This is a genomic window from Pseudoduganella sp. GW821-FHT11H04, assembly GCF_058807935.1.
In genome coordinates, this window is the sequence record NZ_JBXARE010000001.1 from 103,166 (window position 1) to 129,367 (window position 26,202).

25 protein-coding genes are annotated in these 26,202 nt (G+C 62.1%); 14 read left to right on the top strand and 11 right to left on the bottom strand.

Features of this window, described 5'->3' with window-relative positions; genetic code table 11:
* Positions 1-38 precede the first annotated feature (38 nt).
* From AC1RTP_RS00485 to rph, 3 genes are read left to right on the top strand one after another with little or no spacing between them, the layout of a single operon-like run.
* Complete coding sequence (locus tag AC1RTP_RS00485) at positions 39-1,031, top strand: serine/threonine protein kinase (RefSeq protein WP_498604866.1); 993 nt, start codon at positions 39-41, stop codon at positions 1,029-1,031.
* A gap of 12 nt (positions 1,032-1,043) precedes the next feature.
* Positions 1,044-1,979, top strand: coding sequence for a PP2C family protein-serine/threonine phosphatase (locus tag AC1RTP_RS00490; protein ID WP_498603991.1), 936 nt, complete (start codon positions 1,044-1,046; stop codon positions 1,977-1,979).
* A gap of 1 nt (position 1,980) precedes the next feature.
* The gene (gene rph / locus AC1RTP_RS00495) at positions 1,981-2,709 is read left to right on the top strand and encodes a ribonuclease PH (RefSeq protein ID WP_498603992.1); all 729 of its coding nucleotides are present in this window, start codon (positions 1,981-1,983) and stop codon (positions 2,707-2,709) included.
* A 58-nt stretch (positions 2,710-2,767) separates the two neighbouring features.
* Here rph and AC1RTP_RS00500 read toward each other — a convergent pair whose 3' ends face one another.
* Entirely contained in the window at positions 2,768-3,682 is a 915-nt protein-coding gene (locus AC1RTP_RS00500; RefSeq protein WP_498603993.1) for a LysR family transcriptional regulator, read from the bottom strand.
* A gap of 102 nt (positions 3,683-3,784) precedes the next feature.
* On the opposite strand from AC1RTP_RS00500, the gene AC1RTP_RS00505 reads away from it, so the two are divergent.
* From AC1RTP_RS00505 to hemW, 3 genes are read left to right on the top strand one after another with little or no spacing between them, the layout of a single operon-like run.
* Positions 3,785-4,789 carry an NADP-dependent oxidoreductase gene (locus tag AC1RTP_RS00505; RefSeq protein ID WP_498603995.1) on the top strand — a complete coding sequence of 335 codons (1,005 nt, stop codon included), beginning with the start codon at positions 3,785-3,787 and terminating at the stop codon, positions 4,787-4,789.
* A gap of 31 nt (positions 4,790-4,820) precedes the next feature.
* Positions 4,821-5,408: an RdgB/HAM1 family non-canonical purine NTP pyrophosphatase gene (gene rdgB, locus AC1RTP_RS00510; protein WP_498603996.1), complete on the top strand. Its 588-nt coding sequence runs from the start codon at positions 4,821-4,823 to the stop codon at positions 5,406-5,408.
* A complete protein-coding gene (hemW, locus tag AC1RTP_RS00515) occupies positions 5,405-6,649 on the top strand; it encodes a radical SAM family heme chaperone HemW (RefSeq protein WP_498603997.1) in 1,245 nt (414 codons plus the stop codon). Before rdgB ends, hemW begins: the two co-directional genes overlap by 4 nt.
* Here the strand turns inward: hemW and AC1RTP_RS00520 are convergent.
* The 6 genes from AC1RTP_RS00520 to tal all read right to left on the bottom strand — a co-directional run bounded on the left by AC1RTP_RS00520 (position 6,646) and on the right by tal (position 16,443).
* Positions 6,646-8,466, bottom strand: coding sequence for a methyl-accepting chemotaxis protein (locus tag AC1RTP_RS00520; protein WP_498603998.1), 1,821 nt, complete (start codon positions 8,464-8,466; stop codon positions 6,646-6,648). The genes hemW and AC1RTP_RS00520 overlap by 4 nt on opposite strands.
* 92 nt (positions 8,467-8,558) lie before the next feature.
* Positions 8,559-9,632 carry a patatin-like phospholipase family protein gene (locus AC1RTP_RS00525; protein WP_498603999.1) on the bottom strand — a complete coding sequence of 358 codons (1,074 nt, stop codon included), beginning with the start codon at positions 9,630-9,632 and terminating at the stop codon, positions 8,559-8,561.
* Positions 9,632-11,032 carry an efflux transporter outer membrane subunit gene (locus tag AC1RTP_RS00530; protein WP_498604868.1) on the bottom strand — a complete coding sequence of 467 codons (1,401 nt, stop codon included), beginning with the start codon at positions 11,030-11,032 and terminating at the stop codon, positions 9,632-9,634. The genes AC1RTP_RS00525 and AC1RTP_RS00530 overlap by 1 nt, the downstream gene beginning before the upstream one ends.
* Positions 11,032-14,178 carry an efflux RND transporter permease subunit gene (locus AC1RTP_RS00535; RefSeq protein ID WP_498604000.1) on the bottom strand — a complete coding sequence of 1,049 codons (3,147 nt, stop codon included), beginning with the start codon at positions 14,176-14,178 and terminating at the stop codon, positions 11,032-11,034. Before AC1RTP_RS00535 ends, AC1RTP_RS00530 begins: the two co-directional genes overlap by 1 nt.
* Before the next feature lie 12 nt (positions 14,179-14,190).
* Positions 14,191-15,384, bottom strand: a complete 1,194-nt coding sequence (locus AC1RTP_RS00540; protein WP_498604001.1) for an efflux RND transporter periplasmic adaptor subunit — start codon at positions 15,382-15,384, stop codon at positions 14,191-14,193.
* Positions 15,385-15,513: 129 nt separating this feature from the next.
* A complete protein-coding gene (gene tal / locus AC1RTP_RS00545) occupies positions 15,514-16,443 on the bottom strand; it encodes a transaldolase (RefSeq protein WP_498604002.1) in 930 nt (309 codons plus the stop codon).
* A 122-nt stretch (positions 16,444-16,565) separates the two neighbouring features.
* On the opposite strand from tal, the gene AC1RTP_RS00550 reads away from it, so the two are divergent.
* Genes AC1RTP_RS00550 through AC1RTP_RS00560 form a run of 3 tightly spaced genes read left to right on the top strand, consistent with a single transcriptional unit; the run spans position 16,566 to position 18,487 of the window.
* On the top strand, positions 16,566-16,940 hold the full coding sequence (locus AC1RTP_RS00550; RefSeq protein ID WP_498604003.1) for a hypothetical protein: 375 nt from the start codon (positions 16,566-16,568) through the stop codon (positions 16,938-16,940).
* Between the two features lies 1 nt (position 16,941).
* A complete protein-coding gene (locus AC1RTP_RS00555) occupies positions 16,942-18,162 on the top strand; it encodes a D-amino acid dehydrogenase (protein WP_498604004.1) in 1,221 nt (406 codons plus the stop codon).
* 49 nt (positions 18,163-18,211) lie between these two features.
* The gene (locus tag AC1RTP_RS00560; RefSeq protein WP_498604005.1) at positions 18,212-18,487 is read left to right on the top strand and encodes a DUF4242 domain-containing protein; all 276 of its coding nucleotides are present in this window, start codon (positions 18,212-18,214) and stop codon (positions 18,485-18,487) included.
* On the opposite strand, the gene AC1RTP_RS00565 is transcribed toward AC1RTP_RS00560, so the two are convergent.
* Positions 18,484-19,425, bottom strand: coding sequence for a diguanylate cyclase domain-containing protein (locus tag AC1RTP_RS00565; protein ID WP_498604007.1), 942 nt, complete (start codon positions 19,423-19,425; stop codon positions 18,484-18,486). The genes AC1RTP_RS00560 and AC1RTP_RS00565 overlap by 4 nt on opposite strands.
* An 81-nt stretch (positions 19,426-19,506) precedes the next feature.
* Here AC1RTP_RS00565 and AC1RTP_RS00570 point away from each other — a divergent pair, with 81 nt between their 5' ends.
* From AC1RTP_RS00570 to AC1RTP_RS00590, 5 genes are all read left to right on the top strand, one after another.
* Entirely contained in the window at positions 19,507-19,911 is a 405-nt protein-coding gene (locus AC1RTP_RS00570; RefSeq protein ID WP_498604008.1) for a hypothetical protein, read from the top strand.
* A gap of 52 nt (positions 19,912-19,963) precedes the next feature.
* On the top strand, positions 19,964-20,188 hold the full coding sequence (locus AC1RTP_RS00575; RefSeq protein WP_498604009.1) for a hypothetical protein: 225 nt from the start codon (positions 19,964-19,966) through the stop codon (positions 20,186-20,188).
* A gap of 74 nt (positions 20,189-20,262) precedes the next feature.
* On the top strand, positions 20,263-20,646 hold the full coding sequence (locus tag AC1RTP_RS00580) for a PA2779 family protein (protein ID WP_498604011.1): 384 nt from the start codon (positions 20,263-20,265) through the stop codon (positions 20,644-20,646).
* 2 nt (positions 20,647-20,648) lie between these two features.
* Positions 20,649-21,587 carry a PA2778 family cysteine peptidase gene (locus tag AC1RTP_RS00585; RefSeq protein WP_498604012.1) on the top strand — a complete coding sequence of 313 codons (939 nt, stop codon included), beginning with the start codon at positions 20,649-20,651 and terminating at the stop codon, positions 21,585-21,587.
* A 17-nt stretch (positions 21,588-21,604) separates the two neighbouring features.
* Complete coding sequence (locus tag AC1RTP_RS00590; RefSeq protein ID WP_498604013.1) at positions 21,605-22,063, top strand: hypothetical protein; 459 nt, start codon at positions 21,605-21,607, stop codon at positions 22,061-22,063.
* A gap of 234 nt (positions 22,064-22,297) precedes the next feature.
* On the opposite strand, the gene AC1RTP_RS00595 is transcribed toward AC1RTP_RS00590, so the two are convergent.
* The 3 genes from AC1RTP_RS00595 to AC1RTP_RS00605 form a co-directional block, all read right to left on the bottom strand.
* The gene (locus AC1RTP_RS00595; RefSeq protein ID WP_498604014.1) at positions 22,298-24,973 is read right to left on the bottom strand and encodes a polysaccharide deacetylase family protein; all 2,676 of its coding nucleotides are present in this window, start codon (positions 24,971-24,973) and stop codon (positions 22,298-22,300) included.
* A gap of 87 nt (positions 24,974-25,060) precedes the next feature.
* Positions 25,061-25,369: a pentapeptide MXKDX repeat protein gene (locus tag AC1RTP_RS00600; protein WP_498604016.1), complete on the bottom strand. Its 309-nt coding sequence runs from the start codon at positions 25,367-25,369 to the stop codon at positions 25,061-25,063.
* Positions 25,370-25,435: 66 nt separating this feature from the next.
* The gene (locus tag AC1RTP_RS00605; protein ID WP_498604869.1) at positions 25,436-26,188 is read right to left on the bottom strand and encodes a molybdopterin-dependent oxidoreductase; all 753 of its coding nucleotides are present in this window, start codon (positions 26,186-26,188) and stop codon (positions 25,436-25,438) included.
* Positions 26,189-26,202 lie beyond the last annotated feature (14 nt).

The following is a 26,202-nucleotide window of genomic DNA, read 5'->3' on the forward strand; positions in this document are numbered from 1 at the left end:
GTCCCACACAATCCGGTTTAGTTGAAGCGAGGAAACTTATGGCAGCTCAGAACAACGCTCCATTACCGGATGGTCTGGAAATTGCTGGATACCGCATTGTAAAGAAAATTGCGTCAGGTGGGTTCAGTATTGTGTACCTGGCCTACGACGCGGAAGGTAATGCAGTAGCAATAAAAGAATATTTACCAAGCAGTCTTGCATTGCGTCAAGAGGGCGAGATGGTGCCTGTGGTCACTAAATCGAACCTTCCGGTCTTTCGCATCGGGCTGAAATGCTTTTTTGAAGAAGGTCGTGCACTTGCGAAAATTTCACATCCAAACGTTGTAAGGGTGCTGAATTTCTTCCGCGCGAACGAAACTGTGTACATGGTCATGGCCTATGAATCGGGCCATTCCCTGCAGGATCATATCCAGCGCCAACGCAGCAAAGGACGCAATTGCAGTGAGGCTTTTGTGCGACAGATTTTCACGCAAGTACTGAAAGGTCTGCGCGAAGTCCATACCAATAAGCTGCTGCACCTGGACCTGAAACCGGCCAATATCTACCTGCGCACGGACGGTACCCCCATGCTGCTGGACTTCGGCGCGGCCCGCCAGACTGTCAACTCCGACAGTCCGAAGCTGATGCCGATGTACACGCCTGGCTTTGCGCCACCGGAGCTGTACACCAAGACCGAGGCGCTCGGGCCCTGGACCGACGTGTATTCGATCGGTGCGTCCATGTTCGCCTGCATGCTGGGCCAGCCTCCGCAGCCGGCCGACCAGCGCCGCAAGGAAGACAAGATGGAGGCGCATTTCCAGCGACTGGATGCGCTCTATACGCCGGAACTGGTCAAGATTGTGCGCTGGACTTTGGAACTCGATCCCTTGGCGCGTCCGCAAAGCCTGTTCGAGCTGCAAAAGCTTCTGCAGCAGGCGCCGGCCGCGATTGAACCACCGACTCCCACGGGAGCCATTGAAAAGCTGGGCAAGCTCGCAGGCAAGCTCGGATTCGGCCGCAAAAAAGACGCGGCGCCGCGCACACCAAAATAAGGAGGGCTTGCCATGCAATTCGCTGTTTACCAAGAAACACACATTGGCGGCCGCAAGGTCAACCAGGACCGTATGGGCTACAGCTTCACGCGCGATGCGCTGCTGCTGGTGCTGGCCGACGGCATGGGCGGACACGCACGCGGCGAGATCGCCGCTTCCATCGCCACCCGCACCATTTCGCAGATGTTCCAGCAGCAGGCCACGCCTTACGTGAAGGGCGCGGAGCGCTTCCTGGAAGAGGCAATCATGGCCTCGCATCACGAGATCCACAAATATACTGCGGCCCACAATATGCCGGAGTCGCCGCGCACCACCCTGGTCGCCTGCCTGGTGCAGCACAACACCGCCGTGTGGGCGCATTGCGGCGATTCGCGCTTGTACTGGGTGCGCAATGGCCAGATCCACGGCCGCACGCGCGACCACTCGCATGTGGAAAACATGATCGAGAAGGGCCTGATCCCGGCATCCGAGCGCAACACGCACCCGGACCGCAACAAGCTGTACGCCTGCGTGGGTGCGGGCAGCTTGCCGCGCGTGGAAATTTCCGGCCGCGCCAACCTGCTGCCGGGCGATACGCTGATGCTGTGTTCCGACGGCTTGTGGGCGATGTGCACCGATGAAGAACTGGTGCAGATGCTGACCACGCAGACCGTGGTGCGCGCGGTACCGGATATGCTGGCGACCGCACTGCGCCGCGCCGGCGACACGAGCGACAATGTCACCGCGCTGGCCATCATGTGGCAGGGCGCGCTGGTGGCCGATGCAGTGCCGACTACGCACGGCGGCTCCACCGTGATCTCGACCGAACAGCTGCCGGACGACGTGGTGAGCACCACCATCCACGGCGCCAAGACCGAGGTCGACGTGTTCGACGATGATGAAATTGAAAAGGCGATCGAGGAAATCCGCGGCGCCATTGAAAAATCTTCCCAATTACTCAAGGATTGAAATGAGCACTGTTACCCGCCCGAGCGGCCGCGCCGTCGATGCGCTGCGCAATATCCGCATCACCCGCGACTACACCAAGCACGCTGAAGGTTCCGTGCTGATCGAGTGCGGCGACACCAAAGTAATCTGCACCGCCAGCATCGAGGAGCGCGTGCCTGGCTTCCTGAAGGGTAAAGGGCAGGGCTGGATGACGGCGGAATACGGCATGCTGCCGCGCTCCACCCATTCGCGCATGGACCGCGAGGCGGCCAAGGGCAAGCAAAGCGGGCGTACGCAGGAGATCCAGCGCCTGATCGGCCGCTCCCTGCGCGCAGCGTTCGACCTCGAGGCTTTCGGCGAACGCACCCTGCAACTGGATTGCGATGTGATCCAGGCCGATGGCGGCACCCGTACCGCGTCGATCACCGGCGCCATGGTCGCGGCGTATGACGCGTTTTCCAAGCTGAAGGCGCGCGGCATGATCGGGGCCATTCCGGTCAAGCATTTCGTGGCCGCGATTTCGGTCGGCGTGTACAAGGGCGTGCCGGTGCTGGACCTGGACTATGTGGAAGATTCGGACTGCGATACCGACATGAACGTGATCATGACCGATGCTGGCGCTTTCGTGGAAGTGCAGGGCACTGCGGAAGGCGCCGCCTTCGATCGCGCGGCGATGAATCGTTTACTGGATTTGGCTGAGGGCGGGATTCGCGACCTGGTCAAGCTGCAGAGGCAGGCGCTGGGCTTGTAAAAACCGGTAAACCTGTGTCAGACCCGCAGGGGCTGACACTTGACACGCGACGGCCGCGTCACGGTGTCTGACCCTGTGGGTCAGACACCGGTTTAACGGTTTTCGACATTCGCCCCACCAAAAACTCCACAAACGCCCCCGTCTTCAACGGCAAAAACTCCCGCGCCGGATACACCGCATAAGTCGCCGCCCCTGCCGGCAGCACCACATCCTCCAAAATCCGCACCAGTTCCCCGCTCGCCAGTTCATCCGCCACAATCGGCAGCGGCACCTTGATCACCCCAGCCCCGCCAACGGCAGCCGTCACCAGCGCACCCCCATCATTCATCTGCAAAGGACCATCAACCCGCACCGTCCCCGCCTCACCAAAATTCCACTCATCGTAAACACGCGCCCCCACCGCATAAAGCAAACAAGCATGCTGCTGCAATTCCTGCGGCGTCCGCGGCCTCCCGCACCGCGCCAGATACGACGGCGCCGCGCACACCACACTCGGATTCTCCGCCAGCTTCCGCGCCACCAGCGTCGAATCAACCAGTGCCGAAGTCCGAATCGCCACATCAATCTGCTGCGCAATCAAATCCACCATCGCATCGTCCAGCTGCAGCGACACCTTCACCTGCGGATACAGTGCCGTGAACTCCGCCAGCAGAGGCACCAGCACCCGCCGCCCCGCCATTGAGCACGAAACGCGCAGCAGCCCGCGCACCTGCTGCTGGTAGCTATCGGTGAGATGGGCGATCTTGTCCAGCGAGCGCTCGATCTGGCGTGCCTCTTCCAGCACCATCTGCCCGACTTCGGTCAGCGCAAGCTGGCGCGTAGAGCGCTGGATCAGGCGTGCACCAAGATCCTTTTCCAGCTGCGCCAGCTGGCGCGAAACGACCGACTTGCCGCAGCCGAGCTTGAGCGCAGCGGCACTGATGCTGCCGGCCTGGATGATGGTGGCGAAAATAGCAAGGCGTTGCGGGTTCATTGTTCCTCCATGGTCAACAATGTAATGTCTGTTTGTTGACTTATCAAGCAAGAACAAGCCACGTACACTGGCCGCATTCAATCTTCCACGGAGTAATGCACCATGACCACCAATCGCCAGTTCCTGCTTGCCCGCCGTCCTGAAGGCGCTGTCCAGCGCACCGATTTCGACTTCGCCACTGTGCCATTGCGCGCTCTGCAAGACGGCGAAATCCTGATCCAGGTATCCCACGTCTCCCTCGACCCGGCCATGCGCGGTTGGATGAACGCCTCTACCGAGTCCTATATGCCGCCGGTAGCACTGGGAGAGGTGATGCGCGCTATCGCCGTGGGCCGCGTGACAGAGTCGCGCAACCCTGGCTTTGCGGTCGGCGACCACGTCACCGGCCTGCTGGGCGTGCAGGAATACGCGATCCACAACGGCGCAGGGCTGAACAAGGTCGATCCAACATTGGCGCCGCTGCCGCTGTTCCTCGGCGCCCTCGGCATGCCGGGCCTGACCGCTTACTTCGGGCTTCTGGACGTGGGCCAGCCGAAGGAGGGCGATACCGTCGTGGTTTCCGGCGCGGCCGGTGCGGTGGGAGCCCTGGTCGGCCAGATCGCCAAACTCAAAGGTGCGCGCGTGATCGGCATCGCCGGCGGTGCCGACAAAGTACGCTACCTGGTCGAAGAGCTGGGCTTTGACTCCGCCATCGACTACAAGTCGGAAGACGTGGCAGCAGCACTGCGCCAGCACGCACCGAAAGGCATCGATGTCTTCTTCGACAACGTCGGCGGCGCCATCCTGGATGCAGCGCTGGCCAACCTGGCGCACGGCGCCCGCGTGGTGATCTGCGGCGCCATCTCGCAGTACAACAATACCGACGCCATTTCCGGCCCGGCGAACTACCTGCAACTGCTGGTCAAGCGCGCCACCATGCGCGGCGTGATGGTAAGCGACTACTATCACAGGGCGATGGAAGCCATCGGCGCCATGGGCGGCTGGATCCAGTCCGGCAAGCTGAAAACCCGGGAGCACGTGGTGCAGGGCCTGGACACCTTCCCTGAGACTTTTGCCAAGCTGTTCACAGGCGCCAACCAAGGGAAGCTGGTGCTGCAAGTGGTTTAAAATGTCGGCTCTCTCATATGAGCCGACATTCATGACACAGCGTATCGTTCTCGCATCGAACAACAAGGGCAAGCTCAAGGAATTCAACGAGCTGCTCGCAACCATTGGCTTTTCCGTCCACCCGCAAGGCGAATTCAACGTCCCGGAGGCGGAAGAGCCTTTTCACACTTTTGTCGAAAATGCACTGACAAAGGCGCGCCACGCGTCGCGCCTGACCGGTTTACCGGCGCTGGCCGATGATTCGGGCGTGTGCGTGAATGCGCTGGGCGGTGCGCCAGGCGTGTATTCGGCGCGCTATGCGGGCGAGCCGAAATCGGACGCGCGCAACAATGAGAAGGTCATCGCCGACCTGGCAGCACATGCCGACAAATCGGCCTACTATTACTGTGTGCTGGTGTTCGTGCGCCATGCCGACGACCCGCAGCCGGTAATTGCCGACGGGCGCTGGGATGGCTTGATTTCGCCGGAAGCGCGCGGCGAGGGCGGCTTCGGCTACGATCCGCACTTCCTGATTCCATCGCTGGGTAAGCATGTGGCCGAGCTGGCGCCGGAAGTGAAGAACAGCCTGTCCCATCGCGGCCAGGCCCTGCGTGCGTTGGTAGAGAAGCTGAAGAAATGATTCCGATTAAGCCGGTCGGCAATGCCGTACCAAGCCGCACCATCGACAGCGCCGCCGGCGTCGCTGCTACCTACTTGCGCCCGGGCGCGCTGAACCTGCAAGCCTTGCCGCCGCTGTCGCTCTACATCCACTGGCCGTGGTGCGTGCGCAAGTGCCCCTACTGCGACTTCAATTCGCACGAGGCGAAGGGCGAGGTGCCGGAGAAGGAATACCTCGACGCGCTGCGCCGCGACCTGGAAATGTCCTTGCCCCTGATCTGGGGCCGCAAGATTTACACCATCTTCATTGGCGGAGGTACGCCGAGCCTGATGTCGGCGGCCGGCATGGATCGCCTGATGTCGGACTTGCGCAGCCTGCTGCCGCTGGATGGCGCCTGTGAAATCACGATGGAAGCCAATCCAGGCACCTTCGAGGCCGAAAAATTCCGCTCTTACCGCGACAGCGGCATCAACCGCCTGTCGATCGGTATCCAGAGCTTCAACAGCGAACACCTGAAAGCACTGGGCCGCATCCACGATGACGGCGAAGCGAAACGCGCGGTTGAAATCGCGCTGGCGAATTTCGACAACTTCAACCTGGACCTGATGTACGCGCTGCCGAACCAGACGCTGGAACAGGCGCGCCAGGATATCCAGACTGCGATTGACTTCAAGCCGCCGCACCTGTCGCTGTACCACCTGACGATGGAACCGAACACGGTGTTCGCCAAGTATCCACCGCAGTTGCCGGACGATGATCTGAGCGCGGACATGCAGGACATGATCGCAGAGATGACCACGGCCAACGGCTATGGCCACTACGAAGTGTCGGCCTACGCCCAGCCGGGCCACCAGGCACGCCACAACCTGAACTACTGGCAGTTCGGCGACTACCTCGGCATCGGCGCGGGCGCGCACTCCAAGCTGTCCTTCCCGCACCGCGTGCTGCGCCAGGCGCGCTACAAGCAACCCAAGTCGTACATGGATGCAGTGGCAGCCGGCAATCCGGTGCAGGAAGAGCGCGAACTGGCGCGCGACGAGATGGGCTTCGAGTTCATGCTGAACGCACTGCGCCTGCAGGGCGGCTTCGAACCGAACCTGTTCGCCGAACGCACCGGCGTAGCGCTCAACACCATTGAGAAGCAGCTCAACGCGGCCGAAGCCAAAGGCCTGCTGTACCGCGATCACATGCTGATCAAGCCGACCGAACTAGGCCAGCGCTTCCTCAACGACCTGCAGCAGATGTTCCTGGGCGAAGACTAGAACTCTTCCCATTCATCGTTGCTGGCCGCGGGAGCGCGGCGCTCGGTCTTCGTGCGGCGTTCCGACGTTCGGTCGGCCGGCGCGCCTGACTCTGCGCTTGTGCTGCCTGCTGTACGCGTGGAGGCGCGCGACGTCGCGCGGGCATCCGGTGCTGCGAGCCGTTTCTGCCGTCCCGTGGCCGCTGTTCCTGCATCAGCCGAAGCGCTACTGTCCACCGCGGCGCGCGCCGCAGCACGCGGCGTGGCGCTCCAGCGCGCCACCGCCTCGGTCCCAAGCCGGAACGACGCCGCCACCTGCGCCAGCTGCGCTGCCTGCTCCTGCATGCTGGCCGCCGCCGCAGCAGCTTCCTCCACCAGCGCTGCATTCTGCTGCGTCACCTGGTCCATCTGTCCGATGGCCTGGTTCACTTCATCGATGCCCACGCTTTGCTCGCGGCTTGCCGATGTGATCTCGCCCATGATGTCGGTCACGCGCCGCACGCTGGTCACAACCTCGCCCATGGTGGTGCCGGCCTGCTGTACCAGCGAGGTGCCGGCGTTCACTTGGGACACGGAATTGTCGATCAGTTCCTTGATCTCTTTCGCCGCAGCGGCTGAGCGCTGCGCCAGGTTGCGCACCTCGGAGGCGACCACGGCGAAACCGCGTCCCTGTTCGCCCGCTCGCGCCGCTTCCACCGCCGCATTCAGCGCAAGGATATTGGTCTGGAACGCGATGCCATCGATGGTGCCGATAATGTCCACAATCTTGCGGGAGGAGGCATCGATAGAGCCCATGGTTTCAACCACTTGCCCAACGATCTCACCACCGCGAGCCGCCACATCGGAGGCCGCCTGCGCCAGCTGATTGGCCTGGTTGGCATTGTCGGCGTTCTGGCGCACGGTGGAAGTCAGCTCTTCCATCGAGGATGCGGTTTCCTCCAGGGAGCTGGCCTGCTGCTCGGTGCGTGAAGACAAATCCAGGTTGCCCTCCGCGATCTCGCTGGAAGCGGTGGCAATGGCCGTGGTGCCGGTCTGCACCTGGCTCACCACGCGCCGCAGTGCATCGTTCATGCCCCGCAAGGCTTTCATCAGGTCACCGATTTCATCGCGCGCCGTTTCCTCGTCGAAGTGGGTGGTCAGGTCGCCATCGGCCACGGTGTTGGCGATGCCCAGGGCGGAGTTCAGCGGCGCCGTGATGCTGCGCGAAATGATCCAGGCTGCCCATGCGCCGAATGCCAGCATGATCACGCCCAGTGCCAGCATCAGGCGGGTGCTGCGCGCGTTGGCTTCATTAATATTGGCCGCCGTGGCGTCGATCGCCTTGCGCTGCTGCGCCAGCAGTTCCTTGACCTTGTCCTGGTAAGCCTTGGCGGCTGGCTCGAACACCTCGCGGTAAAGGCGTTCGCCTTCCGCTGCATCGCCAACCTTCTTGGCATTCATCACCTGGTTCTTTGCGTCCTGGTACTTGCCGCGAATGGCAACGGCGTCCTGGTAGATCTTGCGCTCCTCGTCGGACTCCAGCAGGCCTTCGATGGATTTCAGCAGCTCGGCGCCGCGCTTGGCGCTATCGGCAATGGCGGTGGCGAAGGTGTTCGACAATTCGCTATCGCTGCTGCGCGCAATCATCTGGGTCCGCGCAACGGCGGAATAGATCAGCACATACCAGTCGGAGACGATGCGTTCTTTGGCCAGCGGACGGTCCATCATGGCGCGTGTTGCGTTGGCGGTGTTATTCGAGTGGTAGAGGGCGTTGATGGTGCCGATGGCCGATAGCAGCAGGACGATGCCGAAGCCCGCTGCGAGGCGGGGGCCAATACGAAGCTTGGACAGGAATTGCATACAGGCCTCCAGAGGTTGGAGTTCTAGTATGCACCCGAATATTTGCGTGGAAGATATCCCGTTGCAAGGCTGCAACAGGGATATCACGTAGCTTAAAAAGACCCGGCGGTGCGCAAATCGGGCTGCTCTGCCCACTGCGCCAGCGCGTCGGCCATGCGCTGGCTTTCGCCGATGGCGTAGGTCCAGTCGCGGATGCGAGCCGCATGGTCCTGTCCATAGTGTTTGAAGTCCGTGCGGTCGGGCAGTTTGCGGTTCGGCAGGCGCTCTACGAAGGCAGGCGAGGGCGATACAAGGATCACGTTTTCCAGTGCGCTGTCGCGGGCGCGGCGCCACGGCATCGACTTATCAAGCCAGCCAGGCACGATATGGTCGGTGAAGTGCGGATACAGCACCAGTCCTTCATCGCGCTGGTAGGGCAGGTGCAGATGGTAGTCGATCAAGCCGCCGTCCCAGTAGTCGCCGGGCGGCGCGCCGTGGATATCGCTCACTGCTTGCAGCACCAGCGGGATCGAGCCGGAGGCCAGCAGCGCCGAATGCAGGTTCTGCCCGGACAGGCCGACGTAGTGCGAGGCAAAGGCATCGAAGCTGGTGCGCAGCCATGCGGCATCATCGCGGCTGTCGTGGAAGACCACGCGTTCCATCGCACCGGCCAGGCGCCTGCGCGAAACGGCATTGCCCGCAGCGGCGCGCAGGAAGCCGGCCATTTCACGCCATTTGCTACCGCCTGTGTTGGCCAGCGGGCCGATGCCGCGTACCGTGATCACCGACAGCAGGTAGTCGGGATTGGTCAGCATTTCCTCGCCGCGCCCATCGAGCACGCTATCGAGCAGGCCGCGAATTACGCGGCTCACGTAAGCGGCATCCACCTTGTCAGGGTAGGTCTGGTGGGCGTAGTGGTGGGCCAGGCGTTTGTGCGCGGCGACCGGGTCATGGAAGGCGCCGGCCGCCATGCGCCAGGCGCCGATGGAAGCGCCGATCAGGCGGCGCTTGCGCGGCGCCTGTTTCAGCCATTCGCCGAACATCCACTGGTCGATGCCGTTCAGGATCAGGCCTTTGGGGCCGCCCGCTGCGGCGGGGATGATGGCGATGTCGGCGGCCTGCAAGCCTTCGCGCTCGATGCGCTGGCGGGCTCGCTGGCCAAGCCGGATACTGATTGGTGAATCCACTACTTCAAGCCTCCTCCAAGCGCCCGGTACAAATCGATGGCGCTGGTTGTGCGCAGCAAGCGCGCCTGGACGAGTGCCTGCTCCGCGGTGAACAATTCGCGTTGGGCGTCGAGCACGTCGAGCGAGCTGGCGACCCCGTTTTCAAAGCGTAATTGTAATAGACGCAGGCGTTCGGCCTGGGCGTCCTGCACCGCGCGCTGGGCGGCGACCTGTTCGCCGAGGTAGGACCGCGCTGCCAGAGCGTCGGCCACTTCGCGGAAGGCGCCCTGGATGGTTTTTTCGTAGTCCGCCACGGCGATGTTCTTTCGGGCGTGGCTCACGTCCAGGTTGGCCATATTGCGGCCGCTGTCGAAGATCGGCAGCACCAGCTGCGGCGCGAAGCTCCATGTGCCGCTGCCACCTTCGAACAGGCCGCTGAAATCGCGGCTGGCGCTGCCGACCGAAGTGGTCAGCGCAATGCGCGGGAAGAAGGCGGCGCGCGCGGCGCCAATGTTGGCGTTGGCGGCCTTCAGGCGCTGCTCGGCGGCGCGGATGTCGGGGCGGTTGGCCAGCAGGTCCGATGGCAGCCCGGCGGTCAGGGCGGACATGGCGTCGGCCTGGGCATCGTCCATCGGAGGCGGCGTGCCTGGCGCTGCTGGGCGAGCCTGGCCGATCAGCAAGGTGAGGGCGTTGGCGGCCTGCGCGCGCTGGCGTGCCAATGCCAGGGCGGAAGCGCGGGCGGTCTCCATCTGCTGCTCGTTGGAGCGCAGGTCGAGGCGCGACGAGGCGCCGCCTTCAACGCGTTTTTTCGTCAGGTCAAAGGTGCGCTTGCGGGCTTCGTAAGTGCTTTCAGCCAGCGTTTGCTGCTCGGCGAAGGCGCGTTCGGTGTAGTAGGCTTTGGCGACTTCGGCGACCAGGCTGATTTGCGCGGCCTGTTTGGCTTCTTCGGTGGCGAGATAGTTGGCCAGCGCCGAGTCGCTCAGGCTTTTCACGCGGCCGAAGAAATCGAGCTCAAAGGCAGCGATGCCAAGACCAACGTCAAAGCGTTCGCTCGTTTGCGGCAAGCCGTTGCTGTTCGCAAAGCCTGGCGTGCGGCTGCGGGATTCGCTGAGGTTTGCGTTTAGCGTCGGCAAGCGGTCGGCGCGCTGGATGCGGTAGGCGCCGCGCGCTTCTTCAATGCGCAGGGCGGCGATACGCAGGTCGCGGTTGTTTTCAAGCGCCGCTTCGATCAGTTGCTGAAGGCGGCCGTCAGGGAAGAAGGCGCGCCAGCCGGTGTCCACGGCGGACTGCTGCGCGCCGGCTGGCGGCAAGTCCGGGAAGTTGTCAGCGACCGGCGCAGCAGGGCGCTGGTAGGTCGGCGCCATGGAGCAGCCGGACAGGGCTCCGGCCAGCAGCAGCGCGGCTGCGAAATCAAGCTTCATCATTGCTTATTCTCCGGCAGGTCCAGTTCATGTGCGGCCAGTCGGCGTTGACGCTCGCTGCCTTTGAAGATACGGCGCACCACCACAAAGAATACCGGCACCAGGAAGACTGCCAGCACGGTGGCAGTAATCATGCCCCCCATTACGCCGGTACCGATGGCGCGCTGCGAAGCCGAACCAGCGCCGGATGCGATCACCAGCGGCAGCACGCCGAGAATGAACGCCAGTGAGGTCATGATGATCGGGCGGAAGCGCAAGTGCACCGCTTCCAGCGTCGCCTCGATCAGCCCCTTGCCCTGCGCCTGCAGATCCTTGGCAAACTCAATGATCAGGATCGCATTCTTGGCGGACAAGCCGATAATCGCAATCAGGCCCACCTTGAAGTACACGTCATTCGGCAAGTCGCGGATATGCGCCCCAAGCAGTGCACCCAACACGCCCAGCGGCACGACCAGCAGCACGGCGACCGGAATCGACTCCGATTCATACAGCGCCGCCAGCACCAGGAAGGCCGCCAGCATCGACAGGGCAAACAGCGCCGGCGCCTGCGAACCGGACAAGCGCTCTTCGGAAGACTGGCCAGTCCACTCAATGCCAAAGCCCGGCGGCAACTGCTCGGCCAGGCGCAGCAACTCCTCCATCGCCTCGCCCGTCGAATGGCCCGGCGCCGCATTCGCGCTCAGGCGATAAGCAGGATAACCGTTGTAGCGCACCAGCTGGATCGGCCCCGTCACCCAGCGCGTAGTCGCGAAGGACGCGAACGGCACCATGATCCCGGTGGAGCTGCGCACATTCAAGCGCAGGATGTCTTCCGGCTGCATGCGCCGCGATTGATCCGCCTGCACGATCACGCGCTGCTGGCGCCCGCTGGCGGCAAAGTCATTCACATACGACGAACCGAAAGCCGTACCCAGCGTGGCCGAGATATCACCGAAGGACACGCCAAGCGCATTCGCCTTTTCCCGGTCGATATCCACCTGCACCTGCGGCGCATCTTCCAGGCCTTCCGGACGCATGCCGGTCAGGACCTTGCTCTTGCCCGCCAACTCCAGCAGCTGGTTACGCGCCGCCAGCAAGGCCTCGTGCCCAAGCCCCCCTCGGTCCTGCAAGCGCGCCGTGATACCGGTCGCATTGCCAAGCTCACGAATCGGCGGCGGGCTCAATGCAAACACCTGCGCATCCTGGATATGGGCCAGGCCGCCGAAGGACCGCATGGCAATCGCATCGGCCGACTGGTCCGGACCGCGCTCCTTCCAGTCCTTGAGCGGCACAAACACCAGGCCCGCATTCTGTCCGCTGCCCGAGAAGCTGAAGCCCGCCACCGCAATGGTGCGCGCCACGCCCGGCTGCGAACGGAAATAGGAATCCACTTCCGCCAGCACAGCTTCGGCGCGGCTGCGCGAAGCACCCGGCGGCAACTGTACGTTGGCGATGATATAGCCCTGGTCTTCGTTCGGCAGGAAAGAGGAGGGCAGTCGCACGTACAGCAAGGCCACCGCGCCCAGCAAGACGGCATAGATGATCAGGAAGCGCCCGGTACGCGTGAGGATCTTGCCAATCCAGCCCTGGTAATGCGTCGCCGTGGAAGCGAAGCCCCGGTTGAACCAGCCGAAGATGCCGGTCTTGGCGTGATGGTGTCCCGCCTCGACTGGTTTCAGCATGGTCGCGCAAAGGGCCGGCGTCAGCGACAGCGCCATCAGCGCCGAGAACACCATGGCCGACACCATCGACAGCGAGAACTGGCGATAAATCGCACCCACAGCGCCGCCGAAGAAAGCCATAGGAATGAACACCGCGATCAGCACGAGCGTGATACCGATAATCGCGCCCGTAATCTGCGACATGGCTTTGCGCGTCGCATCTCGCGGCGACAAACCTTCCTCGCTCATGATGCGCTCAACGTTCTCCACCACCACGATCGCATCGTCCACCAGGATGCCGATTGCCAGCACCATGCCGAACATGGTCAGCACGTTGATCGAAAAGCCGAACACCTGCATCGCCGCGAAAGTACCCATCAGCGCCACCGGCACCACGATGGTTGGGATCAGCGTGTAGCGGAAGTTCTGCAGGAAGATGTACATCACCAGGAACACCAGCGCCACCGCTTCCAGCAGGGTCTTGACCACTTCCTCGATCGAGATCTTGACGAACAGCGAAGTGTCGTACGGCACCGTGTACTTCAATCCCGGCGGGAAAAACTTCTGCAGCTCGTCCATCTTCTCGCGCACGATGGTCGCAGTGGCCAGCGCATTGCCGGTCAGCGACTGCTGCACGGCGATTGCCACGAAAGGCTGCCCGCTCAGGCGCGCCTGGATGCCGTAGCTGGCGCCGCCCAGTTCCATGCGCGCCACGTCCTTCAATCGCACCAGGGAGCCGTCGCGATTCGCGCGCAGCACCACCTTGCCGAATTCCTCAACGGACGACAGCTGGCCCGTCACCACCACTGGCGCAAACCAGGTCTGCGAGCGCGGGTTCGGCAGGTCGCCCACCGTGCCGCCCGCCACCTGCACGTTCTGCTGGCGGATCGCGGCGGTCACATCGCTCATATTGAGCTTGTAGCCGGTCAGCTTGTCGGGATCGACCCAAACCCGCATCGAACGCTCGGTACCGAACAACTGGGCCTGGCCCACGCCCGGCAAGCGCTTGACTTCATTCAGCACATTGCGCGCCAGGTAATCGCCGATGGCCGTCGGGTCCATGCTCCCATCAGTCGAATAGGCGCCGACGAACATCAGGATATTGGAGCGCGCCTTGTTGACCTGCACGCCCTGCTGGATCACCGCCTGTGGCAAGCGCGACTCAACGCGCTTGATGCGGTTCTGCACGTCCACCGCCGCCAGGTCCGGGTTGGTGCCCGGCTGGAAGGTGACGGTAATGCTCACGGAGCCATTGGAATCGCTTTGCGACTCCACGTACTGCAAGCCGTCCGCACCGTTCATCTCCTGTTCAATGACGGAGGTGACCGCATCGTCCAGCACTTGCGCCGTAGCGCCAGGGTAGGCCGCGCTGACCACAATCGATGGCGGCGCGATGGTCGGGTATTGCGCCACCGGCAGCATGGTGATCGCCAGCGCCCCACCCAACAGGATGAAGAGGGCGATCACCCACGCGAACACGGGGCGGTCGATAAAGAACTTTGCCATGTGGCGGCCCCTTTACCTGGCCGCCGGAGCGGATGCCGCAGGCGCAGCGCCCGCCGGTGCAGGTCCGTTCGCTGGACCTTTCCATGGAACCGGGTTCACGGTTCCACCTGGCTTGGTCTTCTGGAAGCCTTCCACGACGACGCGCTCGCCGCCTTTCAGGCCCGAGCTGACCACCCATTTTCCACCGAGCGAAGCATCGGCCTTGACCGGCACCGAGCTGACCTTGTTGTCGGCCCCGACCACCCACACCGAAGCCCCTTCTGCGCCGCGCACCACGGCCTGCTGCGGAACAGTGATGGCCGCTTCGTTCACGCCTTGCTCCAGGCGGGCGCGCACATACATGCCCGGCAACAGGGTGCGTTCAGGGTTCGGGAATTCAGCGCGCATCGACACCGCGCCGGACGATTCATCCACCGCCACGTCGGAGAACAGCAGCTTGCCGGGACGCGAATATTCCTGGCCATCCTCAGTCAGCAGGGTCACGCGCGCCTGGTCTTTGCCCGCGCTTTTCAGCGTGCCGCCGGCCAGCGCCTGTTTGAGTCGCAGCAGTTCTGCGGAAGATTGGGTGATGGTGACGTAGATCGGATCGAGCTGCTGCACGGTCGCCATCGGCGTTGCCTCGTTCTGCCCGACCAGCGCGCCTTCCGTCACCAGGGCGCGTCCCACGCGGCCCGAGATCGGCGCTGTCACGGTGGCATAACCCAGCGTCAGCCCGGCATTCTTGCGCGAGGCGCGGGCCGACTGCAACTCTGCGCCGGCCTGCTTTTGCGCGGTGACCGCGTCGTCATACTCCTGCTGGCTCACTGCCTGCGCTGCCAGCAAAGGCTTATAGCGCTTGGCCTTCAGGTCCGCCTGCGCCAGGTTCGCTTCCGCACGGGCGATGGCCGCGTCGGCACTTTCCACATTGGCCTGGAATTGCGCGGGATCGATACGGAACAGCACCTCACCCGCCCTGATGTCGCCGCCTTCCTTGAATACGCGCTGCAGCACGATGCCCGGCGTACGCGCTCGCACCTGAGCGATGCGCGACGCTTCGATGCGGCCCGGCAGCTCGTTGGTAATGGTGACCGCGCCAGAAGAGACGGTGACGACGGAAATTGTGGGAGGGGGCGGGGCGGCCTTGTTGGCGTCCTTCTTATCGCCGCAGGCCGCAAGGGTAAGCGACAGGGCGATGGCCAGCGGCAGGGTGCGCAATACAGGTTTCATTGGCGTCTCTTTTTGTGAGTGGGACTGCGCCGAAAATTGTATAACACTGTCAATTGTAACGTTTTGTATAGCGGTAAATGACAAAAAAGGGCGCCGAAGCGCCCTTTTTGAAGCAGGTACGGGAATTACTTAGCGGATGGCCGAGATCATCTGCTTCAGCTTATTCGAGTCCGCCACGAAGGCGCGGATGCCTTCAGCCAGCTTTTCGGTCGCCATCGCATCGTCGTTCAGCATGAAGCGGAAAGTCTTCTCGTCCATGGAGATCTTCATCGCGGCGCCGGTATCGGCTGCCGACAGCTTGCGTTCGACCGGAGACTGGGTGTCGGCCAGTTTTTGCAGCAGGTCCGGCGAAATGGTCAGCAGGTCGCAGCCCGCCAGTTCCAGGATCTGGCTGGTGTTGCGGAAAGACGCGCCCATCACCTCGGTCTTGTAGCCGAACTTGCGGTAGTAGTTGTAGATGCGTTTGACCGACTGCACGCCCGGATCTTCCGCGCCCTGGTAATCGATGCCGGTGGACTTCTTGTACCAGTCGTAGATGCGGCCGACGAACGGGGAAATCAGCTGCGAACCCGCTTCCGCGCAGGCGATCGCCTGGCACAGCGAGAACAGCAGGGTCATATTGGTGCGGATGCCCTCCTTCTCCAACTGCTCGGAAGCGCGGATGCCTTCCCAGGTGGAGGCGATCTTGATCAGCACGCGCTCGCGCGGAATGCCGGCCTTCTCGTACAGGGAAATCAGCTCGCGGCCCTTGGCCACATTGCCCGCCACGTCGAAGGACAGGGCAGCGTCGATCTCGGTCGAAACGCGGCCTGGAACAAACTTCAGGATCTCGGTGCCGAAGGCGATCAGCAGCTTGTCGATAATCTCGCCGGTCGAAGCGGCAGGGTTGTCGCGCACGGCCTTTTCCAGCAGCGGCTTGTATTCGTCCTTCTGCACTGCCTTCAGGATCAGCGACGGATTGGTCGTTGCGTCTTGCGGAGCATAAGCTTTGATCGACTGGAAATCGCCGGTATCGGCAACCACGGTGGTGTATTGCTTGAGCTGTTCTAGCTGGTTCATTGCGGTCCTGGAAACGTTAGGGACGAAAAAACCTATTGTACTAAATCGGTGGCCGCCGCCATGTTGCGTTTACAATGGGCATTATTAGCGAATTCTTATTTTGGTATTCAAGGAGCAAAACCATGATCCTAGCCATTGTTGGAGCACTGCTTTTGGCGCTAGGCCTTTTTTCCGGAGCCGCCCTCGTCATGGCCCAGTTGGGCGTAGGGGGACTGGCCGCCGGAGCATCGCTGTGGCTGATGTTTCCGTTGTTTAGCGTGGCAGGCTACCTGCTGTTCGCCACGGGCGCACGCGTGGCCAACTTCCGCGCGCTTTCGTTTGCGGTTTCGATTGCCTTGTTGCTGCTGGCCCTTGGGTGCGCTATAGCCCTGGTGGCCGACGCCACAGCCATGCTGGCGCTGCACGGCGGCACCGGCGCGTTGTGGTACGTACTGCTGATCGCCGGTGCATTGGGCACGACTGGCGCTGCCTCGCATGGAAGGATGGCGGCGCAGTAGGATGAGATCAATCGCAGTCATAGGCGGTGGCGTCACCGGCGTCACCACCGCCTACGCATTGGCCCGCCGTGGCCTGTCGGTCACCCTGTTTGAGCGCCACCGCTATCCGGCCATGGAAACATCGTTTGCCAACGGCGGCCAGCTGTCGGCATGCCATGCCGAGGTGTGGAACAGTTGGGGCACCGTGCGCAAAGGACTGCAATGGATGCTGCGCGGCGACGCGCCCTTGCTGGTCAATCCCAAACCGAGCTGGCACAAGCTGTCCTGGTTCGCCGAATTCCTGTCCGCCATTCCCCATTACGAAACCAACACCATCGCCTGTGCGCGGCTTGCCATTGCGGCCCGCGAGCACCTGTTTGGCTGGGCGAAGGAAGAGGGCATTGATTTCGACGCGCGGCGCGAAGGCATCCTGCACGTCTGCCGCGACAAGGCCGGCTTCGACCATGCCGCGCAAGTGAGCGGCCTGCTGGCAAAAGGCGGCCTGCAGAGGCGCGCGGTAACACCTCTGGAAATGCGCGGTATCGAACCCACGCTGGAAGGCCAGTTCTACGGCGGCTTTTTCACTGAGAGCGATAGCACCGGCGACATCCACAAATTCACGACCGGCCTGGCGCAAGCGGCGCAAGCGCGTGGCGTGAAGATGGTATGCGACGCCGAAGTGCGCCACCTGCAGGCAGGCGACAAGGGTGCGCGCATCACCTACGTGCGCGAAAGCGAGGAAGTGCAGCAAGGCTTCGACGCACTGGTAGTCTGCGCCGGCACGGCCAGCCGCGAACTGGCCGCCATGCTGGGCGACCGCATCAACGTCTACCCGGTCAAGGGCTATTCGATCACGGTCATGCTGGACGATGAATCCAGCCGCGCCGCCGCACCCACCGCCAGCCTGGTCGACGACTCCACGAAGCTGGTCAGCAGCCGACTGGGCGACAACCGTTTCCGCGTAGCAGGGACGGCGGAATTCAACGGCTTCGACCGCGACATCCGCGCCGACCGCATCGCACCGCTGGTGAAATGGGTGCAGGAATGCTTCCCCGGTGTGAGCACGCGCCAGGTCGTACCCTGGGCCGGCTTGCGCCCGATGATGCCCGACCTGATGCCGCGCGTCGGCCCCGGCAAGCGTCCGGGCGTGTTCTACAACACCGGCCACGGCCACCTTGGCTGGACCATGTCCGCCGCCACTGCTGAGCTAGTGGCTCAACAACTGGACAGCGCGGCCAGATAGTCTATGGTGAAGATTGGCGGCGCGGCCGCCGATCCAACAGGAGACCATCATGCCCCGTTATATTGTTGAGCGCACATTCCCTGAAGGCTTGCACATCCCCATCAATGCGGAAGGCGCCAAGGCTTGCGATCTGGTGATCGGCACCAACGCCGGCAGCGGCGTCACATGGATTCATTCCTATGTGAGCGACGACCTGCGCAAAACCTACTGCCTGTATGAAGCCCCGTCGCCGGACGCGATCCGCGAGACAGCCGAAATGAATCACCTGCCCGTGGACAAAATCACACAGGTGACGGCGCTCGATCCGTACTTCTACAAAGGCTAGGCCGGCTGCCCGACGACCACGCGGTTGCGGCCCTCGCGCTTGGCGATATACAGCGAGCGGTCGGCCGCTTCCAGCAGCGACTTGGCGTCGTGCAGGCGCTCTTTATCGAAGCTGGCTACGCCGATGCTCAGGGTAACGTGCGGATGCACGGCCTTGGGCGCGTGCGCCATTTTCAGGGACTCCACATATGCACGGATTACTTCCGCATGCTGCGCCGCCTGTTCGGGCGTGGTATCAGGCAGCACGGCGGCAAATTCCTCGCCGCCGTAGCGCGCCGCCAGGTCGGCCGGGCGTTGCAGGCGCGATGCGAAGGCCTCAGCCACCAGGGTCAGGCAAGCGTCGCCCTGCTGGTGTCCGAAATGGTCGTTGTAGGCCTTGAAGGAATCGATATCCATCAGCAGCAGGGACAGGTTGGCGCCCTGGCGCTGTGCGCGGCGTAGCTCGCGGTCCAGCGCCACGTCGAAATGGCGGCGGTTGGCGATGCCGGTCAAACCGTCCACATAGGACTGTGCGCGCAAGGCTTCGGCCTGGCCGCGCAGTTGTCGCTCGCGCCCCACGGTGTTGCTGACGTCCGCCACTTCGACCATGCAAAAGCGCTCCTTGCCCTCGTTGAAAGGCGTCAGCGTCACAGCCTGCTCGATGCGTTCACCGCCCCAGGTGCCAGCTGCAAAAAGTGGGAAGGGCCTGCGGTCCTGATTCTGCGGCAGCACGGACGGAAGGTTGTTCGCCAGCGCCGTGTGAACGGCCAGTTCGAGACGTTGTCCCGCCAGTTCCGGAAAGGCTTCCAGCATGGTCAACCCCTGCACGCGGGAGGCCGCCATGCCCGAGCGGCTGGCCAGCCATTGATTCCAGAAAACGATGCGCTGGTCCGCGTCCAGCACCATTAAGCCAAGGTTGGCGAGGCCGAGCACGCGGCCATACAGAGTCGATTCTTGCATGAAAGGCATTATATGGAATTTAGAGCTTTGCGTCGGAAATTTGCGTTGAGTGATTGCTCTGCGGAAAAATATAATACCCGCATGAAAAAACTACTCACCCTGGCCGCGCTTTGCGCCGCCGTGACCTCGCACGCCGCGGAGCCTACCCCGCAAGCAGCCCTCGATCAATTCCTGAAGTTCGAACTGGACGGCGGGCGGCTGCATAACGACACCGAGGGCTACTACGAGCAAGTTCACCTGGTCGACGGCTCGAAAACCGAAGCGCTGAACTGCGACGGCGCCCGCTGCAAAGCCATCGTCACCTACACCTATACGGCGACCGCTTCGCTCGATCTGGAGCAAGCCGTACCCCATCCAAAAGGCGGTAGCGCCCAGGTCGAATACATCGTGCTGCAGAAGGGTGGCCAGTGGCAGGTGGAAACCGGCAAGGACACCCCGCACGTATCACGGGTAGCAATGGAGAAGATGTTGCGCGAAGGTTTGTAATTTGGTTAAGTAACCAACAGTCAGGACAATTCGCCGCAGGTATCGTTAAAGCATGACAAGGCGAATTGATCACGTGAGGGCAGAAAAAGTCTCCCTGGCGCTGCTTGCCCAGGCGGCGTTCGGGAAACAGGTCGCTATGCGCAATGCGCTGCTCGCCGGCTTGTCTCCAGCCCTGGTCGAGCGTATCCTTGGTCGGCCACAATGGAAAGTCCGCAAAGAAGTTGAGGGCGTAGACGCCATAAAAGACCGTCGCCACCAGCAGCGCTCGTCGATGTGAGTATTGGCGACAATCGTGCGTCACGGAAATTTCTTAAAGGGTAACCTTCGGTTATTTATCCTAGGGGTCACAACATGAAAAAATTCTTCGTACACTTCCTGCTGAGCGCATTCACTATGATGAGCTTCCAGCAAAGCGCACAAGCTGCCATGGTCAGTACCGCACAAGTCGCAGCAGCGGACGCAGCGGCACAAGTCCGCGTACGCCTCGCCGCAGCGCTGGAACGCGCTGATGTGCAAGCGGCCCTCGAACACAACGGCATCTCCGCAACTGATGCGAAAGCCCGCGTCGCGGCAATGAGCGACGAAGAAGCGGCATCCATGGCACAGCAGGTTGATTCGCTGCCAGCCGGTGGTGACGGCCTGGTCGGCGCCCTGGTCTTCATCTTTGTCGTGCTGCTGGTGACCGACATCCTCGGCCTGACCAAAGTATTCCCGTTCACCCGCTCCGCACGCTAATCGTGCAGCGCCTGCTAGCCACAGCGGCGATAGTCCTGTGCCTGGCAGGCTGTGCGGCAACGCAGACCCGCGCGCTGCTATCTGCGCCGCGCACCGGACCACACCAGCAAGAACTCAGCTCGACTCCTTTCCACGCCCAGGAGCGCTACCAGTGCGGCCCTGCTGCGCTGGCGATGGTGCTTGGTTCGGCGCGCATCGACGTCTCGCCTGAGACCCTGGTCCCGGAGGTTTATCTTCCCGGCCGTGAAGGCAGCCTGCAAATCGAACTGCTCGCCGCCGGCCGCCGCCATGGCGCGCTGACCGCGCGCATCGAGCCGCGCGTTGACGCGCTGCTCGAAGAACTCGACGCCGGCCATCCTGTGCTGGTGCTGCAAAACCTGAGCCTCCCCATCGTGCCGAAGTGGCACTACGCAGTCGCTATCGGCTACGACATCGACCGCGGCGAAATAATCCTGCGCTCCGGCACCACGCGGCGCATGACAATGCCGCTTTCAACGTTCGAACACACATGGGCGCGCAGCGGCTTCTGGGGCATGGTCGCACTCGCGCCCGGCCAGCTGCCAGCCACCACCAAGTTGGAAGACCTCCAGCCGGCGCTGATCGTCTACGAAAAATCGGCGCCGCCAAAGTCTGCCCAACTCGCCTACCGCGCCGCCCTGGAACGCTGGCCCAACACACTGCCCCTGCAACTAGGCCTTGGCAACAGCGCCTACGCCACAGGCGACCGCGCCGGTGCCGCTGAAGCCTTCCGTAGCGCCACCGTCGCCCATCCCGACAACGGCGCCGCCTTCAACAACCTCGCCGTCGTACTCGGCGAACTCGGCAAACTCGAAGAGGCCCGCGCCGCCGCGCAAACTGCCATCAAGCTCGGCGGCCCATGGCGCGATGAAGCCCAGGCCACATTACGCTCGCTGCAACAAGTTTCGACGCCCTCGCATTAGCCGCCTATAGCACTACAATGAAGTTGTTCTCTGATAATTTATTGGGGGCTAAAATGAAAATCATTGTTATGAGCCTGGCCGCGCTCGCGGTCTGGTCAACAGCTGAGTTCGCGATCGCCGAGCCACAAGCACAAGGCGCCAACGCCACCCAAGCTGCGCAACCCATGGAAAGCGTGACCGTCAAAGCCCGCCGCTTCCATATGGAACCTCAGCAGTTCTCGGATTACGAGTACTCATACGTACTCGATAACAAAGAGCAGGTGCGCTTCAGCCGCAAGGTTGGGCGCTTCTTCGTGACGCTCAAAGGCCAGCCAGCAGTAGAAATCTTCCCAGCTTCCACCGACCAGTTTGAAACCAAGAACGGCGCCAAGCTGGTTTTCAGTGAAGGCGGAGAGGCACTGACCATTGACCACTTTGAAGCCCTGTGGGCTGCATCAGTCGCGCAAGCAGCAACCAAGTCCAAAGTGAAAAAATAAGTTCGTCGATACGTGGGGAGGCGGGATTCCGATTTCTCCCCACTTCTGATCCGGTCTATTTGGAACCGCCAGCGTCGAATCCAGTCTAAACGGAGAGGGATAGTTGAAGTTCAGCTGAGTCTTTCAGCACACAGAGCATTTCTTCCCTGTCATACACTAGATGCTTATTCGCTCCCAACATTGTAGGTCTCCTCACTCCAGGTGCCGCACAGTGCGTGCGGCAACCGGATCTTTTTACCCCAGCTTCTTCAATTGCTCACGCGCGTAACCGGCGCTTGGGTGGTTCGGAGCTAGTTCCAGGAAGCTGGCGTAGGCTTTCTTGGCCTTCTCCTGGTCGCCTTGCCGCTGGCGTGCGTCGCCGAGGTTCAGGTAGGCGATGGCGCGCGATGCGTCCATCTGGATCGTGTTTTCGAACCAGCGCGCGGCCTCTGCATACTTGTCCTGCTTGAAGTAGACGAAGCCCAGGTTGTTGGCGGCGAGGCCGAAGTCAGGACGGTACTTCAGCGCTTCGGTGAAAGCGGCTTCCGCCTGCGCGTACTGCTTCTCTTTGTACAGCTGCAGGCCGCGGTCATTGGCGCGTTGCGCCAGTTGGCGGCTTGATGCGTCCACCGGCTTCGGTGCGGCGATTTTCTGTTCTTCGCCTTGCAGGTTTTTCACGACTACGGCATTGCCTTCAGCTTGGCTATTGCGGCCGGTATCGAGTTTCTTGTTCAGCGCGATGGCTTCCTGCGATAGCTGTGCGCTGTTCTCGCTCAGGAATTCTGCTTCGGCAGGCAGCTGGAATACAAACTCGCCGCCTTCGGAACCAGGCAGGCTGCCGAAGGCCGGCGTCTGCTGCGACACGCTGGAAACGGCCGGCGCCACGTATGCGGCCAGTTCGGTGGCGGTGATCATGCCGTCGCCATTCAGGTCGGCCTTGCCGCCCAACGCTTGCAGCAGGGTCCAGGTGAAGACGGAGTGGCCGTTAGGGCCGCCGTCCGCCACCATCTGGTCGGCGCCGCCGGCGGTCAGCATCTGACGGCCGATACGGCGGGCGTTATCGCGCAGGAAGGCGCTCGTGCCGCCGCCGCGCGTCAGGCCAAGGCCGCTGTAGCAGGCATCCATCACGAACAGCAGGTGCTTGGCATCCAGGCTTTCGGCGATGTTCTGCAAGTCCGTCATCGGGATTGCATCGACGCTCACTTGCTGCGGATCGGAATCGACCGGAATGATGTAGCCCAGGCTGCGGCCGGAGCTCAGTTGACGCGTGGCGCCATGGCCGGCAAAGAACACGAAGATGCGGTCGTCCTTTTTCAGCTTGGCTTCCGCCAGCTTGTCGTGGAAGAGGGCGAGGATATTGTTGCGGGTCGCGTCGCCATTGGTCAGCGTGAACACGCGCGCGCCGTCGAAGCCGAAGCGGTTGACCAGCGTGTCGCGAATCGCCTTCGCATCCTGCACGGCATATTGCAGCTTGGGCCATTTCTGGTAATCGTTGATGCCGATGACCACGGCGTAGCTGTTTGCGTAGCCAGTGCTGATGGCGACTTTGTCCGGTTCCGGTTTGCCAGGCTTGGTGATGGTGAAGTCATTGCCATCCCAGGTGGCGAAGCTGTAGCCATCTGCGACCAGCTTGTCCAGCACGAGAGGCAGCGTCTTGACGGTGCGTTCGTGGATATCGTGGAACAGGATGATGCCGCGCTTTTCCTTTTCCAGCGTACCAAGCACACGGTTGGCGATGGAGGTTGGCACCGGGTCGGCCCAGTCCAGCGAATCGATATTCCACATCACCGATCGCAGGCCCAGCTTGCCCAGTACTTCCAGGCCTTCGGCGTTATGCGCGCCGTAAGGGAAGCGGAATAGCGCCGAGCGGCGCGTGTCGACCGCCTTCAGCAGCTGGTCGGCCTGGGCGATCTCGCCATACAGCTGGTCGCCTTTTTCTTTCGAGAGCAGGGCGTGGCTGTAGCTATGGTTGGCGAGCACGTTGCCGCCTTCCAGCAGGCGGCGGCTGGCGGCAGCCTGTTTCTTGCTCAACGCCTCCTTGCCTTGCGCATTGACTTCGCCCAGGTTCTTACCGACCTGGAAGAACACGCCCGTCACGCCGTACTGTTTGAGGATGGCCGCCACTTCGTCGGTGTAGGTCGCGTGCGGACCGTCGTCAAAAGTCAGCACGACGGTTTTCGGCGGCAGCGACTTGCCGAAGATTTCTTTCGCGGCGTCGTCCGGGTTTGGCTTGCTTGGATACGGCACGATCACGCCGTAATCCTTCATGATCTGCTCGCGGGTGAACAGCTTTTTCAGGTGGGCGACATAGTCTTCCCAACGTTCGCGCTTGGGGACGATGGCGCGCTGGTCGAAGCGGGCGAAGATGCCGCTCAATTCCTTGTCGTACTGGCGCTCGATGTCTTCCAGCGCGGCCAGGTCTTCGCTCACACGTTTGTGCAGTTTGATGCCGGGCAGGGTCTGGTTGGCCGCTGCCTGCTGCTTCATTTCGACCAGCACTTCGCGGAATGCGAGGCGATCGGCGTCATACAGGTCGGAGGCCGATTCGATATAGGTCAGCAGGATGTCGTAGGCCGCATCGCGCTGGGCGGCAGGCGCTTCCTGCAACTTGGCCAGCAGTTGCCGCGCCTTGCCGATGCGCTCCACGTTTTCATGGAACAGCACCTGGCCGACCTGGCCTGCTGCCTTGCGGTCAAGTTCCGACAGGGATTGTTCATCGGCCAGCAGGACGATGATCTTGCGGTAGTTGGCCAGGATGTCCTGCATCTCGGCCTGCAGCGGCGCGTGCGCTTCGCCGGCGTTGGCGGTGCTGGCGGCGACGGTTGGCGCTGGCGCAACCTGCGGCTTGGCGCTGGTTTTCAAATAGGCGGCGCCGGCAGCAGCTGCCGCGACGATGGCCACGCCGATGACGAGGGGTTTGGAAATCTTCATTTTTTACTAATTGATTGCAGTATTGCAATTCTAGCGCAGCTGCGCCTGCAATCGATGAAATGCGCTCCAAACCCCGTTTCGCGATGCTTATTTCTTCATTGCGTCCTTGGCCATGTCGTCCTTTTTCATTTCATCCTTGGCCATGCCGTCTTTCTTCATGCCATCCTTCGCCATTCCATCCTTGTGCATGGCTTTTTTCTTGGTGTGCTTGGCCATGCCGTCCTTGGCCATACCGTCCTTGGCCATACCGTCCTTTGCCATTGCATCCTTCTTCATCCCGTCTTTGGCCATGGCGTCCTTGGACATTTCGTCCTTCTTCATTCCATCCTGGGCGTAAGTTGCGCCAGAAACCAGCAGGCAAGCGGTAATCAGGGCGACAGTGGAAATCTTTTTCATGTTTGTCCTCGATAACGTTGAGTTGAACTGCGTGGGTGTTGCGTGGTACTTCGGTACGACAGGCCTTCAACTGCCGCCAAACCAGTTATAGCCCTGGTCTTCCCAATATCCTCCAGGGTAGGTGTTGGTGACAAAAATGGCCTGTATGTGTTTGGGGTTCTTGTAGCCTAACTTGGTCGGCATGCGCAGTTTCATGGGGAAGCCATATTTCGGCGGCAGTGGCGCGTTGTTGTAGGTGAGCGCCATCAGCGTTTGCGGATGCAGGGCGGTCGCCATGTCGATGCTAGTGAAGTAGTCGTCACCGCATTTGAAACCGACATATTTCGCAGTCAGGTCCGCGCCCACCAAGCGCAGGAAGTGCGAGAAGGGCACGCCTCCCCACTTGCCGATGGCGCTCCAGCCTTCCACGCAGATATGCCGCGTGACTTGCGCCTGCTGAGGCAAGGCGCGCAATTTCTCCAGCGTCCATGGCCTGCGGTCGGCCAGCATGCCGCTCAGTTCCAGTTTCCATGCATCGCCGTCGATCTCGCGCACCTCGTCTTCGCTGTAATAAGCGTTGAAAGGGAAGGGATCCGTAATCATGGATTCCGGATAGGTCGGCGCCAGCAGCGTCGGATCGAATATCAAGGCCTGGATGCGGTCGTTAAAGCGTGAGATGTGCATCAGGGCAGCCTCGATGCTGTCCTGGTCGTCGGTGGCGCATCCGGTGAGAAGGGTAAGCCCGCCCAGCGTCAGGCTGCGCTTGAGGAATTCGCGGCGCGATGGCTGCTCGATGCGGCCGATGGCGTCGGCCAGCATGGCCTCTCCTTCGACTGGCATCACAATCTTGGATC

Excerpts from the sequence above, each read along its gene's own strand:
- AC1RTP_RS00485 (WP_498604866.1), top strand. The coding sequence starts at position 39 with ATGGCAGCTCAGAACAACGCTCCATTACCGGATGGTCTGGAAATTGCT.
- AC1RTP_RS00490 (WP_498603991.1), top strand. The coding sequence starts at position 1,044 with ATGCAATTCGCTGTTTACCAAGAAACACACATTGGCGGCCGCAAGGTC.
- rph (WP_498603992.1), top strand. The coding sequence starts at position 1,981 with ATGAGCACTGTTACCCGCCCGAGCGGCCGCGCCGTCGATGCGCTGCGC.
- AC1RTP_RS00500 (WP_498603993.1), bottom strand. The coding sequence starts at position 3,682 with ATGAACCCGCAACGCCTTGCTATTTTCGCCACCATCATCCAGGCCGGC.
- AC1RTP_RS00505 (WP_498603995.1), top strand. The coding sequence starts at position 3,785 with ATGACCACCAATCGCCAGTTCCTGCTTGCCCGCCGTCCTGAAGGCGCT.
- rdgB (WP_498603996.1), top strand. The coding sequence starts at position 4,821 with ATGACACAGCGTATCGTTCTCGCATCGAACAACAAGGGCAAGCTCAAG.
- hemW (WP_498603997.1), top strand. The coding sequence starts at position 5,405 with ATGATTCCGATTAAGCCGGTCGGCAATGCCGTACCAAGCCGCACCATC.
- AC1RTP_RS00520 (WP_498603998.1), bottom strand. The coding sequence starts at position 8,466 with ATGCAATTCCTGTCCAAGCTTCGTATTGGCCCCCGCCTCGCAGCGGGC.
- AC1RTP_RS00530 (WP_498604868.1), bottom strand. The coding sequence starts at position 11,032 with ATGAAGCTTGATTTCGCAGCCGCGCTGCTGCTGGCCGGAGCCCTGTCC.
- AC1RTP_RS00535 (WP_498604000.1), bottom strand. The coding sequence starts at position 14,178 with ATGGCAAAGTTCTTTATCGACCGCCCCGTGTTCGCGTGGGTGATCGCC.
- AC1RTP_RS00540 (WP_498604001.1), bottom strand. The coding sequence starts at position 15,384 with ATGAAACCTGTATTGCGCACCCTGCCGCTGGCCATCGCCCTGTCGCTT.
- tal (WP_498604002.1), bottom strand. The coding sequence starts at position 16,443 with ATGAACCAGCTAGAACAGCTCAAGCAATACACCACCGTGGTTGCCGAT.
- AC1RTP_RS00550 (WP_498604003.1), top strand. The coding sequence starts at position 16,566 with ATGATCCTAGCCATTGTTGGAGCACTGCTTTTGGCGCTAGGCCTTTTT.
- AC1RTP_RS00555 (WP_498604004.1), top strand. The coding sequence starts at position 16,942 with ATGAGATCAATCGCAGTCATAGGCGGTGGCGTCACCGGCGTCACCACC.
- AC1RTP_RS00560 (WP_498604005.1), top strand. The coding sequence starts at position 18,212 with ATGCCCCGTTATATTGTTGAGCGCACATTCCCTGAAGGCTTGCACATC.
- AC1RTP_RS00565 (WP_498604007.1), bottom strand. The coding sequence starts at position 19,425 with ATGCAAGAATCGACTCTGTATGGCCGCGTGCTCGGCCTCGCCAACCTT.
- AC1RTP_RS00570 (WP_498604008.1), top strand. The coding sequence starts at position 19,507 with ATGAAAAAACTACTCACCCTGGCCGCGCTTTGCGCCGCCGTGACCTCG.
- AC1RTP_RS00575 (WP_498604009.1), top strand. The coding sequence starts at position 19,964 with ATGACAAGGCGAATTGATCACGTGAGGGCAGAAAAAGTCTCCCTGGCG.
- AC1RTP_RS00580 (WP_498604011.1), top strand. The coding sequence starts at position 20,263 with ATGAAAAAATTCTTCGTACACTTCCTGCTGAGCGCATTCACTATGATG.
- AC1RTP_RS00590 (WP_498604013.1), top strand. The coding sequence starts at position 21,605 with ATGAAGTTGTTCTCTGATAATTTATTGGGGGCTAAAATGAAAATCATT.
- AC1RTP_RS00595 (WP_498604014.1), bottom strand. The coding sequence starts at position 24,973 with ATGAAGATTTCCAAACCCCTCGTCATCGGCGTGGCCATCGTCGCGGCA.
- AC1RTP_RS00600 (WP_498604016.1), bottom strand. The coding sequence starts at position 25,369 with ATGAAAAAGATTTCCACTGTCGCCCTGATTACCGCTTGCCTGCTGGTT.
- AC1RTP_RS00605 (WP_498604869.1), bottom strand. The coding sequence starts at position 26,188 with ATGCCAGTCGAAGGAGAGGCCATGCTGGCCGACGCCATCGGCCGCATC.